The organism is Streptomyces sp. 1222.5 (assembly GCF_900105245.1).
Lineage (GTDB): Bacteria > Actinomycetota > Actinomycetes > Streptomycetales > Streptomycetaceae > Streptomyces > Streptomyces albidocamelliae.
The window spans coordinates 1,859,977-1,875,639 of sequence record NZ_FNSZ01000001.1 but is presented as its reverse complement, the minus strand read 5'-3'; the positions used below and the strand labels follow the sequence as shown (position 1 = coordinate 1,875,639).

15 protein-coding genes are annotated in these 15,663 nt (G+C 74.7%); 9 read left to right on the top strand and 6 right to left on the bottom strand.

Annotation, left to right across the window (positions count from 1 at the left end; genetic code table 11):
• Window positions 1-25 precede the first annotated feature (25 nt).
• Both BLW57_RS08425 and BLW57_RS08420 read left to right on the top strand, forming a co-directional pair.
• Window positions 26-745 (top strand): histidine phosphatase family protein, encoded by a 720-nt coding sequence (locus BLW57_RS08425; protein ID WP_093473343.1) that lies wholly within the window; start codon window positions 26-28, stop codon window positions 743-745.
• A gap of 42 nt (window positions 746-787) precedes the next feature.
• Complete coding sequence (locus BLW57_RS08420) at window positions 788-2,407, top strand: ABC-F family ATP-binding cassette domain-containing protein (protein ID WP_093473342.1); 1,620 nt, start codon at window positions 788-790, stop codon at window positions 2,405-2,407.
• A gap of 26 nt (window positions 2,408-2,433) precedes the next feature.
• Here the strand turns inward: BLW57_RS08420 and BLW57_RS08415 are convergent, their stop codons facing one another.
• Window positions 2,434-3,546, bottom strand: a complete 1,113-nt coding sequence (locus BLW57_RS08415) for a baeRF2 domain-containing protein (protein ID WP_093473340.1) — start codon at window positions 3,544-3,546, stop codon at window positions 2,434-2,436.
• Window positions 3,547-3,633: 87 nt separating this feature from the next.
• Between BLW57_RS08415 and BLW57_RS08410 the strand changes: the two genes are divergently transcribed.
• Window positions 3,634-3,891: a DUF6158 family protein gene (locus BLW57_RS08410; RefSeq protein WP_093473339.1), complete on the top strand. Its 258-nt coding sequence runs from the start codon at window positions 3,634-3,636 to the stop codon at window positions 3,889-3,891.
• Between the two features lie 73 nt (window positions 3,892-3,964).
• On the opposite strand, the gene BLW57_RS08405 is transcribed toward BLW57_RS08410, so the two are convergent.
• The 3 genes from BLW57_RS08405 to BLW57_RS08390 form a co-directional block, all read right to left on the bottom strand.
• Complete coding sequence (locus BLW57_RS08405; RefSeq protein WP_093473337.1) at window positions 3,965-4,507, bottom strand: type 1 glutamine amidotransferase domain-containing protein; 543 nt, start codon at window positions 4,505-4,507, stop codon at window positions 3,965-3,967.
• A 226-nt stretch (window positions 4,508-4,733) separates the two neighbouring features.
• On the bottom strand, window positions 4,734-5,111 hold the full coding sequence (locus tag BLW57_RS08395) for a DUF2795 domain-containing protein (RefSeq protein WP_093473334.1): 378 nt from the start codon (window positions 5,109-5,111) through the stop codon (window positions 4,734-4,736).
• Window positions 5,112-5,211: 100 nt separating this feature from the next.
• Window positions 5,212-7,008: a thiamine pyrophosphate-requiring protein gene (locus BLW57_RS08390; RefSeq protein ID WP_093473333.1), complete on the bottom strand. Its 1,797-nt coding sequence runs from the start codon at window positions 7,006-7,008 to the stop codon at window positions 5,212-5,214.
• 340 nt (window positions 7,009-7,348) lie between these two features.
• On the opposite strand from BLW57_RS08390, the gene BLW57_RS08385 reads away from it, so the two are divergent.
• The 3 genes from BLW57_RS08385 to BLW57_RS08375 all read left to right on the top strand — a co-directional run bounded on the left by BLW57_RS08385 (window position 7,349) and on the right by BLW57_RS08375 (window position 10,840).
• On the top strand, window positions 7,349-8,248 hold the full coding sequence (locus BLW57_RS08385; RefSeq protein WP_093473331.1) for a hypothetical protein: 900 nt from the start codon (window positions 7,349-7,351) through the stop codon (window positions 8,246-8,248).
• A gap of 220 nt (window positions 8,249-8,468) precedes the next feature.
• On the top strand, window positions 8,469-9,725 hold the full coding sequence (locus BLW57_RS08380) for an aminotransferase class I/II-fold pyridoxal phosphate-dependent enzyme (RefSeq protein WP_093473330.1): 1,257 nt from the start codon (window positions 8,469-8,471) through the stop codon (window positions 9,723-9,725).
• Window positions 9,722-10,840 (top strand): MBL fold metallo-hydrolase, encoded by a 1,119-nt coding sequence (locus tag BLW57_RS08375; protein ID WP_093473328.1) that lies wholly within the window; start codon window positions 9,722-9,724, stop codon window positions 10,838-10,840. The genes BLW57_RS08380 and BLW57_RS08375 overlap by 4 nt, the downstream gene beginning before the upstream one ends.
• A 75-nt stretch (window positions 10,841-10,915) precedes the next feature.
• Here BLW57_RS08375 and BLW57_RS08370 read toward each other — a convergent pair whose 3' ends face one another.
• Window positions 10,916-11,569, bottom strand: a complete 654-nt coding sequence (locus BLW57_RS08370; protein WP_256339429.1) for a DedA family protein — start codon at window positions 11,567-11,569, stop codon at window positions 10,916-10,918.
• The gene (locus BLW57_RS08365) at window positions 11,566-12,339 is read right to left on the bottom strand and encodes an MBL fold metallo-hydrolase (RefSeq protein WP_093480595.1); all 774 of its coding nucleotides are present in this window, start codon (window positions 12,337-12,339) and stop codon (window positions 11,566-11,568) included. Before BLW57_RS08365 ends, BLW57_RS08370 begins: the two co-directional genes overlap by 4 nt.
• 84 nt (window positions 12,340-12,423) lie before the next feature.
• Between BLW57_RS08365 and BLW57_RS08360 the strand changes: the two genes are divergently transcribed.
• The 3 genes from BLW57_RS08360 to BLW57_RS08350 all read left to right on the top strand — a co-directional run bounded on the left by BLW57_RS08360 (window position 12,424) and on the right by BLW57_RS08350 (window position 15,634).
• On the top strand, window positions 12,424-12,855 hold the full coding sequence (locus tag BLW57_RS08360) for a hypothetical protein (protein WP_256339428.1): 432 nt from the start codon (window positions 12,424-12,426) through the stop codon (window positions 12,853-12,855).
• Between the two features lie 110 nt (window positions 12,856-12,965).
• Window positions 12,966-15,041 carry a phage holin family protein gene (locus BLW57_RS08355; RefSeq protein WP_093480593.1) on the top strand — a complete coding sequence of 692 codons (2,076 nt, stop codon included), beginning with the start codon at window positions 12,966-12,968 and terminating at the stop codon, window positions 15,039-15,041.
• Between the two features lie 167 nt (window positions 15,042-15,208).
• On the top strand, window positions 15,209-15,634 hold the full coding sequence (locus BLW57_RS08350; RefSeq protein ID WP_073891740.1) for an OsmC family protein: 426 nt from the start codon (window positions 15,209-15,211) through the stop codon (window positions 15,632-15,634).
• Window positions 15,635-15,663 lie beyond the last annotated feature (29 nt).

Genomic DNA, 15,663 nt, shown 5'->3' with positions numbered 1-15,663 from the left:
GGTGTCGCGTAAGGAGATCGCCCGGATGCGCCTGCTGCTCGTCCGCCACGGCCAGACCCCGTCCAATCTGCACCATCTGCTGGACACGGCCGCACCGGGACCGGGACTGACCGCGCTCGGCGAGGCCCAGGCCGCCGCCCTGCCGGAGGCGCTCGCCGGCGAGGACATCGAGGCGCTGTACGCCTCCACCCTGGTACGCACCCAGCTCACGGCCGCCCCGCTGGCCGTCGCGCGCGGTCTCGGCGTACTCGTGCGCGACGGCATCCGCGAGGTCGCCGCCGGCGACCTGGAGATGCGCCCCGGCCGCTCACCCGAGGGCGAGCGGTACCTGCGCACGGTCTTCGCGTGGGCGGCGGGCGACACCGCGCTGCGCATCCCCGGCGGGGAGAGCGGCGCGGAGGTGCTCGCACGGTACGACGCCGTGGTCGCCGAGGCCGCCGCCGACGGCGCCCGCACGGTCGCCATGGTCAGCCACGGCGCCGCGATCCGCATGTGGACCGCTGCCCGCGCCGGCAACGTCGACGTGGCCTACGCGGCGGCCCGCCCCCTGGAGAACACCGGCGTGGTCGTCCTGGAGGGCTCGCCCGCCACCGGCTGGAACGCCCTGACGTGGGAGGGAGCGACCGTGGAACCGGCGGGCGAGGGCGGCCCGGCCGGGGAGCCGCTCGACCCGCTCGCGGGGCCGCCGGACACGGCGGGCCGGCGCGGGCCCGCGCCGGAGCAGCCGGGCGGTACCGGCCGATAAGGGTTTGCCCCCGGTCCCGGCCGCCCCGCAGAATGCCTGACCATGGGACATCTGGAAGCCGCGCACCTCGAGTACCACCTCCCCGACGGGAGGACGCTGCTCGGGGACGTGTCCTTCCGGGTCGGCGAAGGCGCCGTCGTCGCCCTGGTCGGCCCCAACGGCGCCGGCAAGACGACCCTGCTGCGCCTGATCTCAGGCGAGCTGAAGCCGCACGGAGGCACCGTCACGGTCGGCGGCGGCCTCGGCGTGATGCGCCAGTTCGTGGGCTCCGTACGCGACGAGACGACCGTACGGGACCTGCTGGTGTCCGTCGCCCCGCCGCGCATCCGGGAGGCGGCGCGGGCGGTGGACGAGGCCGAGCACGCCATCCTGACCGTCGACGACGAGGCCGCCCAGATGAGGTACGCGCAGGCCCTCGCCGACTGGGCCGAGGTACGCGGCTACGAGGCCGAGACCCTGTGGGACATGTGCACCACCGCCGCGCTGGGCGTGCCCTACGAGCGTGCCCAGTGGCGGCAGGTGCGCACCCTGTCCGGGGGCGAACAGAAACGCCTCGTGCTGGAGGCGCTGCTGCGCGGCACCGACGAGGTCCTGCTGCTGGACGAGCCGGACAACTACCTCGACGTCCCCGGCAAGCGCTGGCTGGAGGAACAGCTCGCGGAGACCCGCAAGACGGTGCTCTTCGTCTCCCACGACCGGGAGCTCCTCGCCCGCGCGGCGGAGAAGATCGTCTCGGTGGAGCCCGGGCCGGCCGGCGCGGACGCCTGGGTGCACGGCGGCGGCTTCGCCACCTACCACGAGGCGCGTCGGGAGCGCTTCGCCCGCTTCGAGGAGCTGCGCCGCCGCTGGGACGAGAAGCACGCCCAGCTCAAGAAGCTCGTCCTCAACCTCCGCCAGGCCGCCGCCGTCAGCCACGAGATGGCGTCCCGGTACGCGGCCGCCCAGACCAGGCTGCGCAAGTTCGAGGAGGCCGGACCGCCGCCGGAGCCGCCGCGCGAGCAGGACATCACCATGCGCCTCAAGGGCGGCCGTACCGGCGTGCGGGCCGTCACCTGCGAGGGGCTGGAGCTGACCGGTCTGATGAAGTCCTTCGACCTGGAGGTCTTCTACGGCGAACGGGTCGCCGTCCTCGGCTCCAACGGCTCCGGCAAGTCGCACTTCCTGCGGTTGCTGGCCGGGCAGGACGTGGCGCACACGGGCGCGTTCAAGCTGGGCGCGCGGGTCGTACCCGGTCACTTCGCGCAGACCCACGCCCATCCGGAGCTGCGGGGCCGCACCCTGCTGGACATCCTGTGGAAGGAACACGCCCAGGACCGGGGCGCGGCCATGTCCCGGCTGCGCCGCTACGAGCTGACCCAGCAGGCCGAGCAGTCCTTCGACCGGCTCTCGGGCGGCCAGCAGGCCCGTTTCCAGATCCTGCTGCTGGAACTGGAGGGCGCCACCGCCCTCCTGCTGGACGAGCCCACCGACAACCTCGACCTGGAGTCCGCCGAGGCGCTCCAGGAGGGCCTGGAGGCCTACGAGGGCACGGTGCTCGCGGTCACCCACGACCGCTGGTTCGCCCGTTCCTTCGACCGCTACCTGGTCTTCGGCTCCGACGGCCGCGTCCGTGAGACCCCGGAGCCGGTCTGGGACGAGCGGCGCGTCGAGCGGGCCCGCTAGCGGGCCCGCCCGTCACCGTCCGGCGGTCACTTCCAGCGCAGCAGCGCGCCCATACCGCCGGCCGGGACCTCGTCGCCGGTCTCCTCCAGGACCGGAGTCAGCGAGAACACCGGCGCGTCCGTCACCACGGCCGCCCGGACGAGCGCGTCGTCCGCGCGGGCCGGCCAGGACTGCCGCTCGCCGAGGTCCTTCAGCTCCGTACGGCGGGCCGCCAGCTGGTCGGGATCCTCGGAGATCCACACCTGGCGGTGCGTGTCCGGGGCGTCCGGGCGGATCAGCAGCTCGGCGAGCCGGTGCTCACGCGCCGCCTCGATCAGCTGGGGCACCCCTTCGCAGGCCGCGGCCCGCCGCTCCTCGTCCGGCACCCGTGCCGCCCGGTACTGGTCGACCTCGGCCAGGACACGCTCGCGCACGTGCCGGGCGCGGATGTCGTCGACCTCCTGGGGCAGCAGCCGGCTGCCCCTGCCGTGCTCGGTCTCCACCGTCCGGTCGCGAAGATGTCCGGGCAGCTGCTCGTGCACCGCCCGGCACTCCCGGTCGTCCCCGCACAGCAGCAGCAGGTCGGCGCCTGTCTCCTCCTGGCAGTCGGCGAGCGCGCCGGCGATCTCCCGGGCGTTGTGCTCCCAGGTGTTCTCCACCTTCAGCTGGAAGTGGCGCTCGGACCAGTCGGAGGACTTCGCCCGGTGCATCGGCCACTGCCGGCCCGTCACCTGCCCGGCCTCCTCGTGCAGCAGCGCGCTGCGCAGTTCGAGGTCGGCGCCCGTGCGGTCGATGTACGCCACCAGCGACACGGGGTCCTCACCGGCCAGGTCCAGCAGCGGTGTCACGTGCGGCAGCGTGCCCCAGTGCACCAGGCCCTGCGGCGGCGCCTTCGTCAGCGGCACCAGGAGCGCCACCTCGCCGTTGCGGGCGAACACGGCCCTGCCGTAGGGCTCCGACGGGCTCAGCCCTTCGACGGCGTCGTGCACCGCCCGGCAGGTGGCCTCGTCGGCGCCCTGGTCGCGCAGCTCCCGGGACACCGCCTCCGCCGTGAGGCGCCTCCGGTGGTCCATGTCCTCGTCGTGCTGGGAGAGGTCGACGTATGCGGAGGCCCAGGACCCCGGATGTTCGTACAGTGGATTCAGGAACGCGAGCTCCATGGATTCCTCCCGGAAACCGCTTGGTGGCAGTGCAGGCCGGGCGGGTACCCGGACCGCGGACACGAACACGACGAGCGGGGAACCACGATGACCGGAGTCGACCCCAGCAGGCTGGACGACCAGCAGCTCATGAAGGAGCTGGAGACGATCCACCGCACGCGCCACGACACCCTCCTGTACGCCTCGAACGACGCGCTGCGGGCCCACAACGAGCGCATGGCACAGCTGGAGGGCGAGTACCTGCGCCGCAACCCGCGCCGTCTGGTGAGTGCGGGCCGCACCCGCGAGGGCGCCCGTGAGCGGGGCTGCGGCGAGGCGGCGACTCCGGGTACGCCCGCCACCTGACCGGCGGCCCCGAAACCCGCACACGAAAGGGCCGGCCCGCACGGGCCGGCCCTTCCGTGTCGGGACCGTACGATCAGCCGGCCTCCCCGGCGAACACGTGCAGGAACGCGTCGCAGAACGCCTTCAGATCGTCCGGCTTGCGGCTGGTCACCAGCTGGTTCGGACCGTGGTCGCAGATCTTGACCTGCTCGTCCACCCAGGTGCCGCCGGCGTTGCGGATGTCCGTCCGCAGGCTCGGCCAGGACGTCAGCACCCGGCCGCGCACCACGTCCGCCTCCACCAGCGTCCACGGCGCGTGGCAGATCGCCGCCACCGGCCTGCCCTGCTCGAAGAACTCCTTCACGAACCCCACGGCCTTCTCGTCCATCCGCAGGAAGTCCGGGTTGGCCACCCCGCCGGGCAGCACCAGCCCCCCGAACGAACCGGCCGACGCCTCGCCCACCACCTCGTCCACGGGGAACGTGTCCGCCTTGTCGAGATGGTTGAACGCCTGGATCTTCCCGGAATCGGTCGACACCAGCACCGGTTCGTGCCCGGCGTCCGAGGCCGCCTTCCACGGCTCCGTCAGCTCGACCTGCTCGACGCCCTCCGGCGCCACCAGAAACGCTATACGCATGATCCTCACATCCTTCTCCCGGCGCGCACGGCAGCCTCGGCCGCCCGGACGCGCCGCTTCCTGTCCCTCGCCGCCGGATCCCCCCGCCCGCCCCGCCGCAGCGACCTCACCTGGTCGGGGTGCGGGCACACGAGATCGGCAGGCCCACCTCGGCCGTCATCAGTGAATGGATCAGGGACGTCGACGGTGGTGCCCGTCCTCGCGATCTCGGCCGCCCGGCCCCGGCTCATTCGCCGCCCACCAGCGCCTCCGCCAGTTGCTGCACGTTCTCGAACCGGTCCCCGTGCGGCAGCCGGGCGACCGCGTCCACCAGCCCGCCGGGGGCGTTGCTCCGGCGCAGGGCCCGCGCCAGCTCGCCCGTCCGGGCGGGGAACGTGTGCCGGTTCAGGTGCCGGGCCAGCTCCAGCCGCCACCGCTCCAGCGACGCCTGCGATCCCAGGCCGCCCACCGGGCCGCTCCAGACCTGGGGGTCGTCGTCCGCGGCCGGCTCCGGGTCGTGCCACTCCTCGACGCGTGTCGGGTGGCCGGACCTCAGCAGGCCCTTCAGTTCGTGCTTCATCTCGTCGTCCCGGTGCACGCTCAGCCGGTCACTGCCTCGCTGCATATCTCCCTCCAGAGGGTCGGTGGTCCGCACCGCGTACCCGGCGGTCCGGGGGCCGACACCGGATCCGACCACCGGAAACCGGCCGAATCCGGTCGTCCCGCTACTTCTTGTCCCGGCCCGGCAGGAACTCCTGCACCTTGGCCTTCAGCCCCTGCTTGATCATCGAGCCCCGGGCGGCGTCGCCCTTCAGGATCGACGTCGCCGTCGCCTCCATCTGCTCCCACGTGGCGTGCGGCGGGATCGGCGGTACGGCGGGGTCGGTGAGGAACTCGACGACGGCGGGTCCGTCGGCGTCGAGGGCCGCGCGCCAGCCCGCCTCGACGTCCTCGGGCTTCTCCACCCGGATGCCGGTCAGACCGAGGGAGCGGGCGAACGCGGCGTACTGGACGTCCGGGATCTCCTGCGACGGCAGGAAGGACGGGGAGCCCTCCATGGCCCGCATCTCCCACGTGACCTGGTTCAGGTCGCGGTTGTTCCACACGGCGACCACCATCCGCGGATCCGACCAGCGGTCCCGGTACTTGGCCGCGGTGATCATCTCCGCCAGCCCGTTCATCTGCATCGCGCCGTCCCCGACCAGCGCGACCACCGGCCGGTCCGGATGCGCGAACTTGGCGCCGATGGCGTACGGCACGCCGGGACCCATCGTCGCCAGCGTCCCCGACAGCGATCCGCGCATGCCCGGCCGCATCGTGATGTGCCGTGCGTACCAGTTGGCGACCGAACCGGAGTCCGAGGTCAGGATGACGTCGTCCGGCAGCAGCGGATCCAGCGCCCGGGCCACGTACTCGGGGTTGATCGGGTCGGCGGACAGGCCGGCCCGTCGTTCCATCGTCTCGTGCCAGCGGCGCACGTTCGCGGACACCGTGTCGTACCACTCGCGGCCGCCCCGGTCGGCCTTCAGCATCGGGATCAGCCGCTGGAGCGTCGCCCTGGCGTCGCCGACGAGGTTCACCTCGTACGGGTAGCGCATGCCGATCATGTGCGGGTCGATGTCGATCTGCACCCCGCGCGCCTTGCCGAAGTCCGGCATGAACTGCGTGTACGGGAACGACGAACCGATCGTCAGCAGCGTGTCGCAGTCCCGCATCATCTCGTACGACGGCCGGCTGCCCAGCAGGCCGATCGGGCCGGTGACGTACGGCAGTTCGTCGCTGAGGACGTCCTTGCCGAGCAGCGCCTTCGCGACGCCCGCGCCGAGCAGCTCGGCGATCTCCTGCACCTCCACGACCGCGCCCGCCGCACCCTGGCCCACCAGGATCGCGACCTTGTCGCCCTCGTCGAGCACGTCCGCGGCCCGGCGCAGCGCCTCGTCCGTCGGGGTCGCCGTGTAGTCGCTCATGCCCAGACTGGAGGGCACCATCTTGAACTCGTGCGTCGGCGGCGAGTAGTCCAGCTCCTGCACGTCGCCGGGGACGATGAGCGCCGTCGGGCTGCGCCGGGAGTAGGCGGTGCGGATCGCCCGGTCGAGTACGTTCGGCAGTTGCTCGGGCACGGTCACCGTCTCCACGAAGTCGGAGGCGACGTCCTTGTACAGCGTGTGCAGGTCCACTTCCTGCTGGTAGGAGCTGCCCATCGCGGTCCGGTCGGTCTGCCCGACGATCGCCAGCAGCGGCACGTGGTCGAGCTTGGCGTCGTACAGGCCGTTGAGCAGGTGGATCGCGCCCGGTCCCGAGGTCGCCGCGCAGACTCCGAGTCGACCGCTGAACTTGGCGTACCCGACGGCCTCGAACGCGGACATCTCCTCGTGACGGGACTGGATGAACCGCGGCTTGTCGTCGGCGCGGCCCCAGGCGGCGAGCAGTCCGTTGATGCCGTCGCCCGGATACCCGAAGACCTGTTCCACGCCCCAGGCGCGCAGGCGTTCGAGGATGTGGTCGGAGACCTTGGTGCTCATGAAGGAACCTCCCGGTGCGATGCCGTTTGGACGATCCGGTCAGCACGTGCCGAGTCACCTGTGGGGGGCACGGAAAACCTCCGCGGCCTGGCGCCCCGGGGCGGCCCGGCCGCGGTGGCCGCCGGCCGACGGTCCACGGGCCGGCTACGCCTGCCCGGCGGGTCTGTCACCCGGCCGGGCGTCCGCATCCCCTCGAATGGGGTCCGGCCGCGCGCGGTGCGCCGGGGTGCGGGCTGTCATGGCAGCGAGGGCACGCCCCGTGCCCGCACCCGTGGCACGGCCCGGCGGTACGCCGTCCCGGCGCCACGGACCCCGCCGTATCCGCCGAGGAGCCCTTCGCATGCGCCGCACCGCCCGCGCCCTGTCCGTCGCCCTCGCCGCCGGTGCCGCACTCGTCCTCCCGGCGTCGGCGGCCGCCTCCGCCGACCCGGCCGCCGACGCCGGCTCGCTCGCCGTGTCCGCCGCCTGCGATCCGGTCACCGGGCTGCCACCGCGGAGCGGCGACCCCGCCTCGCCCTCCTACGAGGGGGTCAGCGCACGGCCGGGCCGGGTCACCGGCAGGGCCGGCCCGCCGGCCGGGGACGCCCTCGGGAGCGCCGCCGGCGACCCCGCGGGTGACGCCCCGTCGCTCGGCGACGTCCCGGGCCCCGTCCCGACCGACGACGGCGCCTGCCCGGCGGCCCCGAGCGGACCGGCCGACCCCAGGGACCCGGCCTCCGCGGTCCCGGGCGGCGACAGCCGGCCCTGCGAGGACGGAGCGCGGTGCGGGGACGGCGGCGGCCGGTGCCGGGAGGGGCAGTCCTGCCCGACCGGGACGGGCTGCCGGGCGGACGAGCCGTGCCCGGCCCGGACCTCGGGCCGGGAGGACACGCCCTGCATCGGGACGGGGGAGCAGTGCGCGGGCGGCGGGGACCGGTGCACGGGTGCCGGGGACACCGGGGCGGGCAAGGAGTGCCAGGGCGGTGGCGGGGGTCAGGACTGCGCCGGCGCCGCCTGCTCCGACGAGGACCGCCCGTGCGGGGAGTCGCACGGGGCGGACTGCTCCGGCGACCACGGCTGCCGCGACACCCGAGACGCCGGCGACTGCGACCCGGCCGCCGTGCAGCGTCCCGTGCAGGCCGGCACGGGAGGCACCTTCAGCGACTCGGTCCCCGCCCTCGTCGCCGGCGGCCTGTTCATCGCCGCCGCCTGCGCGGGAGCCGTGTACCGGATGTACGGCCGCGGGCGGTCCGCGGTGTGACCGCCCGCGGCCGAGGGCCGCGCCCCGTGATCCCGGCCGCCCGGGACGCCGACCGGGTGACCCGCGGGCTCGGGGACGCCGCCATGGAGGACCGTCCGGCGGGTACACACCTCCCGAGGACACACCGGCAACGGGCACCCCACGCACCAGCCGCGAATCCCCGGCCACAGCACGACCCGACGGGACAGCACACGGCACCACGGACTGCGCGGAGGCGGACATGCGGCGGACGGACCCCGAGAACCACGGACCCGTCCGGTACGGCCCGTCCCTGCCCGCCGACGGACTGCCCGTGCTGCCCGAGCTGTCGTCCGTCCTCGCCGGCGCGGCACACCGCGCCGCGGCCCAGCCCGTCGGCGGCGCCCCCGCGCTGCTGGAGGCGGCCTGCGGCTACTTCACGCGCCGGGGACTGGCCTGCGTCCCCGACGAGGTGGCCGTCGGCCCCGGCGCCCCCGCACTGCTGCTGGCCCTCACCGCCGCGCTCGCCGGGGACGGCGCCGACGTCCTCGTGCCCCGGCCCTGCGCCGCCTGGTGGGCGCCGTACGCGCGGCTGCTCGGCCGGCCCGTCTACCACGTGCCCACCCCCGCCGAGAGCGGCGGTGTCCCCGACCCGTACGCCCTGCTGGAGACCGTCCGCCGGGTCCGCGCCGAGGGCGGCGACCCCCGGCTGCTGGTCCTGTCCGTCGCCGACGACCCCACCGCCACCGTCGCCCCGCCCGAACTGCTGCACGAGACCGTCGAGGCCGCGACGGCCGAGGGACTGCATCTGGTCAGCGACGAGACCTGGCGCGACACCCTGCACGCCCCGCACGCGACCGTGCTGCTCAGCCCCGCCGAGATGCAGCCCGACCGGGTCACCGTCGTCACCGACCTCGGGGGCTCCCTGCTGCCCCCCGGCTGGCCCGCCGCCGTGGCCCGCTTCCCCGCGACCAGTGACGGACGGGTCCTCCACGCGCGCGTGCTCGACATCCTCACCGCGCTCGACGCGCGGATCGCCGCACCCGTCGCCGCGGCAGCCGGCTACGCCCTCGACGAACCCGCACCCGTCACCGAGCGCCGCGAGGCCGCCGTACGGCTGCACGCACGGCTGGCCGCGGCCGTGCACGCCGCGGTCGTCGCCGCGGGCGCGCTCGCCCGGCCGCCGCAGGCCGGCCGCCACCTCTACGCCGATCTCGCCCCGCTGCGCGCGCCCCTGACGGCGCAAGGGGTCGGTGACGCCCAGGAACTGGAGGATCTCCTCACCGCCCGGCTCGGCATGCCCGCGCCCGGCGGCCACCGCTTCGGCGACGACCTCGGTGCCCTGCGCGTCCGGCTCGCCACCGGGTCCCTGCTGCGCGGCACGGACGAGGACCGCGCGGAATGCCTCATGTCCCCCGAGCCGTTGGAACTGCCACACGTGGAACGCGCGTTGATCTCCTTGAGGTCGGTCCTCGACGATCTCCGCGACGACGCTCAGCGACGGGAGCCTCCTCGATGACGCAGCAGACGCACGAGCCCGGACCGGTCACGACCACCGCCGACACGACCGCCACCGCCGACACGACCCCCGCCGCCGCGACGACCGCGGCGGCCCACGCGCCCGACGCCCCGACCCCGCTCGCGTCCGCCTCGCCACCGCTCGCCGAGCCCCGCCCCCTCGGCGAACACCGGGTCTGGCCGCGGACCTTCCACGACCGGCTCACCGCCCCCCTGCCCGGCCTCAAGGCCCTCGCCCGCTTCGCCCGCGAGGGCGCCGTACGCCCCGGTCCGGAAGGCCTCGCCGACGCGTCGCGGGTGCCCTACGAGCCCGCGCCGCTGCCCCGCGTCGACACCCGCGCCCTCGCCGTCACCTGGGCGGGACACGCCAGTTGGATCGTCCGGATCGGCGGCCTCACGGTCCTCACCGACCCCGTCTGGTCCCGCCGCATCCTCGGCACCCCGGCCCGCATCACCCCCGTCGGCGTGCCCTGGGACAGCCTGCCCCGCGTGGACGCCGTCGTCATCAGCCACAACCACTACGACCACCTCGACGCCCCCACCCTGCGCCGACTCCCGCGCGACACCCCGGTGTTCGCACCCGCCGGGCTCGGCCGCTGGTTCCAGCGCCGCAGGTTCACCCGGGTCACCGAGCTGGACTGGTGGGAGGGGGCCGAACTCGCCGGTGTGCGGTTCGACTTCGTGCCCGCCCACCACTGGTCCAAGCGCACCCTCACCGACACCTGCCACAGCCTCTGGGGCGGCTGGATCCTCACGGCACCCGGCCGGCAGCGCCTGTACTTCGCCGGCGACACCGGCTACGGTCACTGGTTCTCCCGCATCGGCCGCCGCTACCCGGGCATCGACCTCGCGCTGATGCCCATCGGCGCCTACGACCCCCGCTGGTGGCTGAGCGACGTGCACTGCGATCCGGAGGAGGCGGTACGGGCCACGCTGGACCTGGGTGCCCGCCGGATGGCCCCCATGCACTGGGGCACGTTCGTCCTCTCCGCCGAGCCGGTCCTGGAGCCGCTCACCCGGGTGCGGACGGCCTGGGAGAAGGCCGGACTCGACGCCGGCGACCTGTGGGACCTCCCGGTCGGCGGATCGCGGGTGCTGGCGGACGGAATCCCGTAGGGCCGCCGGGGCGGCACAGGACCTCGCCGGCCGCCATCGAAGCCTCTTCGGCCGCCGCCGAACCCCCTTCGGTCGCTACCGAGCCCTCTTCGGCTGCTGACGGAACCGCCGTACGAGACCCGGCACCGCGCTGACCACCACGGTCAGCGCGACCGCCGCGAGCACGCCCTCCCACGGCTCCGGGAACAGCGACCCGCCCAGAATGCCGATCACCTGGTACGTCACCGCCCATGCCAGACACGCCGGAAGGTTCCCCCGCGCGAACCTCCGCAGCGGCCACTCGGCCAGCAGGCACGCCAGCATCACCGGTATGCGCCCCGCCGGGACCAGCCGGGACAGCACCAGCACCGCGACCCCGTGCCCGGCCAGCTTGCCCTGCGCCTGCTCCAGCCGCTCCTCCGGAGCCCGCGACCGGATCGCCTCCAGCCACCGGGAGCCGTTCTTCGACCGCAGCCCGCGCCGCCCCAGCCAGTACAGCGCCGCATCCCCGAGGAACGCGGCCAGCGACGCCGTCACGAACACCAGGAGCAGGGAGAACGGCGCCGTCTGATGGAACGCCACCACCGCGGCCGAGCTCACCAGCGCCCCCGTCGGCACCACCGGCACCAGCGCGCCGATCAGCACCAGCAGGAACAACGACGGGTAGCCGAGCGCCTGCTGGGTCGACTCCGTCGGCACGGCCGAGACCGAGGCGGCCGCGAGTATCGCGGCGGGCGCGGACCCGTTCACCGGGCGACCTGCGGCCGGACGCTCTCCCCGTGCCCGAGCCGGTGCACCGCGACCTCCGGCGCGGCCACGGCCGCCAGCCGCACGAACTCGTCGCCCGGCGCGTGGAACTCGTGCGGCCGGATCGCGTCCATCCCGATCGGCCAGTACGTCCCGTAGTGCACCGGCACCGCCGCCCGCGGCGCCAGCAGGGCCAGCGCGCGTGCCGCCCGACCCGCGTCCAGATGCCCCTCGCCGAGGTACGGCCCCCAGCCGCCCACCGGCAGCAGCGCCACGTCCACCGGGCCCACCTGCTCCGCCATCGTGTCGAACAGCCCGGTGTCCCCGGCGAAGTACGTGCGCGCCTCGCCCTCCACGACGTAACCGAGCGCGGGGCAGCTGTGCGGACCCACCGGCAGACGCCGGCCGTCGTGCAGCGCGGGCACCACCCGCACCAGCAGGTCGCCGATCCGCACCTCGTCCCCGGGCACCACCTCGGTCACCCGCAGTTGCCGCAGCCGGCGCACACCCGGTACCGCCCGTGGTGCGCCCCGGGGCACGAGCAGGCGCGTGCCCGGGGCCAGACCGGCCAGCGAGGGCAGATGCAGATGGTCGGCGTGCAGATGGCTGACGAGGACGACGTCGGCGCGGCGCGCCTCGGCGGGCGGACAGTCGCCGCGGCGGCGCCGCAGATGCGCCAGCCTGCGGGCGAACAGGGGATCGGTGAGCACCCGTGTGTTCGCGTCCTCCACCGTGCAGGTGGCGTGACCCCACCAGGTGATCTCCACCGGCACCTTCTTCGCCTCCTTCACGCGACTCCCCGAAGCCTACGGGCAGGAGTAGGGTCGGCGGCGAAACCCGGAGGTGAGGGGGACGCCATGGGACAGCTGCGGGGTGCCTTCGGCGCGATCATGCCGGTGCGGGTGACCGCGATCGCCAGCCTGACACCTCTGGAGGAGCTGGAGGCCGAACCCTTCCTGGTGGACTCCCGCAGCCAGCACGCGATGTGCGCCCACTGGGCGGCCGAGCGCGGCTACGTGATCGCCCGGGAACTCCTCGTCGGCGGGCTGCGCTTCGACCACTGCGCTCTGTGGGACGGGGTGCGGCCCGGCGTCGACGTGTTCGTCGCCCCCAGCCGCCGGGTGCTCGAACGGGCCCTGTCCTCGGTGGAGGAGTTCACCGCCGAGTGCGCGCGCCGGGGCGTGCGGGTGGAGACGGTGGGCCGCGCCGAGCCGTCGTACGACGCCCAGATGAAGGCACACGTCCACCGCCGCCTGTCCATGCCGACGGCGGGCTACGACGGCCGCTGACCCCCCGGGCTCCGCCGGTGCCCCGACGGCCCGCGCCCTCTCCCGACAGGTATGACAAGGTGGAGGCCGGCCCGGTCGGTTCAGGGGCCGGGACGTGAGGGGTGCGGGGCGTGCGTGGGGTGTGGTGGCGGCGGATCGCCAGTCAGATCGGGCGGAGCATCGCCGTATGGGCGGTCTCCACGGTCACCATGCTGCTGCTCGCCGGGATCCTGCCCGACTTCCAGCTCCAGTCCGACGACGGCGACAGCACCACCCGCATCGCGGTCACCGCGGCGTGCGGCGCCGGTGCCTTCGGTGTCCTGTCGGCCGTGGTCTGGCCGCTGCTGGTCCGGCTGCTGCTGCTCGTGCCGGCGCTGGTGCTCGGCCTGCTGGTCTTCTTCCTCAACGGCTCCCTGCTGCTGCTCGCCCTGCGCATCAACCCCACCGGGCAGGGTGAGGCGGCACCGGAGACCGCCGTCATGGTGGCCGCCGTGATGTCCGCCGTGGCCTCGGCGACCGGCGCCGGCCTCGCCGTACGCGACGACGAGGCCTACCGGCGCCGGCTGCACCGGCTCGCCACCCGCAGCCGCCGCGCCCACCCGCCCTGCCCGTCCGCCCCCGGCCTGGTCTGCGTCCAACTCGACGGCGTCGGCCACGACGTGCTCACCGCCGCGGTCCGCAGGGGCCTCATGCCCACGCTCGCCGGCTGGCTGGCCACGGCCGACGGCGCACGGCCCACCCACCGCCTCGTGCCCTGGCGCACCGACTGGTCCAGCCAGACCGGCGCCAGCCAGCTCGGCATCCTGCACGGCAGCACCTTCGACGTGCCGGCGTTCCGCTGGTACGAGAAGGACCGGGGCGAGGTGATGGTGTCCAACCGGCCGACCAGCGCCGCCGAGCTCCAGGAACGCGCCGTCGGGCGCACCGGCGACGGCGGGCTGCTCGCCGTCGACGGCGCCAGCCGCGGCAACCTGTTCAGCGGCGGCGCCGGCGAGCAGGCCCTCGTCCTGTCCATCGCCGCCCGCCGCCGCAGCCGGGAGAACCGTTCCCGCGCCGGCTACTTCGCCTACTTCTCCGACCCGGCCAACGCCGTCCGGACCGCCCTGTCCTTCGCCGCCGAGGTAGGCCGCGAGATCGGCCAGTCCACCCGTGCCCGCCTGCGCAGACAGCGCCCGCGCGTCGGCCGCGGCGGCCTCTACCCCCTGGTCCGCGCCTTCGCCACCGTCGTCGAACGGGACGTCGTCGTCGCCGCCGTGATGGGCGACATGCTCGCCGGCCGCACCGCCGTCTACGCCGACCTCGTCGCCTACGACGAGGTGGCCCACCACTCCGGACCGCACAGCCGGGACGCCGAGAAGGTGCTCGGACGCCTCGACCGGTCCCTCGCCCTGCTCCAGCGGGTCGCCGAACACGCCCCCCGCCCCTACCGCATCGTCGTCCTCTCCGACCACGGCCAGAGCCCCGGCGAGACCTTCCGCGCCCGCTACGGCCTCACCCTCGGCGACCTCGTCCGGGCCGGCTGCGGACTGCCCGTGCCGCGCCGCGCCGAACGTACCCGCAGCGGGGCCGAGGCCCGCGCCGCCGTCCGCGCGGCCCTGCGCCGCCCCGAGGAGAACGGCGCGCGCCACCCCGCCGCCGGCGGCCCCGACCCGATCGTGCTGGCCTCGGGCAACCTGGGCCTGGTCTCCTTCCCGGACGTGCCGCACCGCATGACCAAGGAGGAGATCGACGCCCGCCACCCCGGCCTGCTCACCACCCTCGCCAACCATCCCGGCATCGGCTTCCTGCTGGTGCGCAGCGAGCGGCACGACGGCGTGGTCCTCGGGGCGTACGGCGCCGAGATCCCGCTGGCCGGGCTCGACGACGACCCCGGCCCGCTGGCCCGCTTCGGGCCCGGCGCCGCCGACGCCGTCCGGCGCACCCACTCGTTCCCGCACACCGCGGACATCATGGTCAACTCCGCGCACGACCCCGCCGACGGCGAGGTCCTCGCCTTCGAGGAGCAGATAGGCTCCCACGGCGGCCTCGGCGGCGCCCAGTCCCATCCGTTCCTGCTCGCCCCGCTGGAACTGTCCGCACCCGCCGCGGACGGGGAGCCGCTGACCGGGGCCGAGGACGTGCACCGCCTGCTGCGCCGCTGGCTCGGCGAACTGGACGGGCCCCAGGTGCCGCTGTCGAGGGCCGCGGCCCCGGAGCGGGCCGCCTGAACACCGGGCCCCGCCCGTGCTCCCGCGCTTCCGCCACGGGAGGGTCCCGCGGGGAAGTCACCTCCCGTTCACTCCGCGCGGGCCGGTCTTCGGAGTGCGACGCGCCGGGATGTGATCGGATAGGGACAGGAAGTCCGCACACGGGACCACTCGCGAAAGGAACCATCGTGGCTACCACGCGCACCGCGCACACGGTCTGGGAAGGCAACCTGCTCGAGGGCAACGGCGTCGTCACCTTCGACTCCTCCGGCATCGGCCAGCAGCCGGTCACGTGGGCCTCGCGCGCCCAGGACGCGAACGGCAAGACCAGCCCCGAGGAGCTGATCGCCGCCGCCCACTCCAGCTGCTTCTCCATGGCCCTCTCGCACGCCCTGGCCGGCGCCGGCACCCCGCCCACCCGGCTGGAGACCAACGCCGACGTCTCCTTCCAGCCCGGTGAGGGCATCACCGGCATCCACCTCACCGTGCGCGGCGAGGTGCCCGGCCTGGACGCGGAGGGCTTCGCCTCGGCCGCCGAGGACGCCAAGAAGAACTGCCCCGTCAGCCAGGCGCTGACCGGCACGACCATCACCCTGACGGCCGAGCTGGCCTGACGCTCGTACGTCCCCGTGTGCCGCGTCCC

What these genes read in the sequence shown, in the direction of transcription:
- BLW57_RS08425 (WP_093473343.1), top strand. Translation starts at nt 26, where the DNA reads ATGCGCCTGCTGCTCGTCCGCCACGGCCAGACCCCGTCCAATCTGCAC.
- BLW57_RS08420 (WP_093473342.1), top strand. Translation starts at nt 788, where the DNA reads ATGGGACATCTGGAAGCCGCGCACCTCGAGTACCACCTCCCCGACGGG.
- BLW57_RS08415 (WP_093473340.1), bottom strand. Translation starts at nt 3,546, where the DNA reads ATGGAGCTCGCGTTCCTGAATCCACTGTACGAACATCCGGGGTCCTGG.
- BLW57_RS08410 (WP_093473339.1), top strand. Translation starts at nt 3,634, where the DNA reads ATGACCGGAGTCGACCCCAGCAGGCTGGACGACCAGCAGCTCATGAAG.
- BLW57_RS08405 (WP_093473337.1), bottom strand. Translation starts at nt 4,507, where the DNA reads ATGCGTATAGCGTTTCTGGTGGCGCCGGAGGGCGTCGAGCAGGTCGAG.
- BLW57_RS08395 (WP_093473334.1), bottom strand. Translation starts at nt 5,111, where the DNA reads ATGCAGCGAGGCAGTGACCGGCTGAGCGTGCACCGGGACGACGAGATG.
- BLW57_RS08390 (WP_093473333.1), bottom strand. Translation starts at nt 7,008, where the DNA reads ATGAGCACCAAGGTCTCCGACCACATCCTCGAACGCCTGCGCGCCTGG.
- BLW57_RS08385 (WP_093473331.1), top strand. Translation starts at nt 7,349, where the DNA reads ATGCGCCGCACCGCCCGCGCCCTGTCCGTCGCCCTCGCCGCCGGTGCC.
- BLW57_RS08380 (WP_093473330.1), top strand. Translation starts at nt 8,469, where the DNA reads ATGCGGCGGACGGACCCCGAGAACCACGGACCCGTCCGGTACGGCCCG.
- BLW57_RS08375 (WP_093473328.1), top strand. Translation starts at nt 9,722, where the DNA reads ATGACGCAGCAGACGCACGAGCCCGGACCGGTCACGACCACCGCCGAC.
- BLW57_RS08360 (WP_256339428.1), top strand. Translation starts at nt 12,424, where the DNA reads ATGGGACAGCTGCGGGGTGCCTTCGGCGCGATCATGCCGGTGCGGGTG.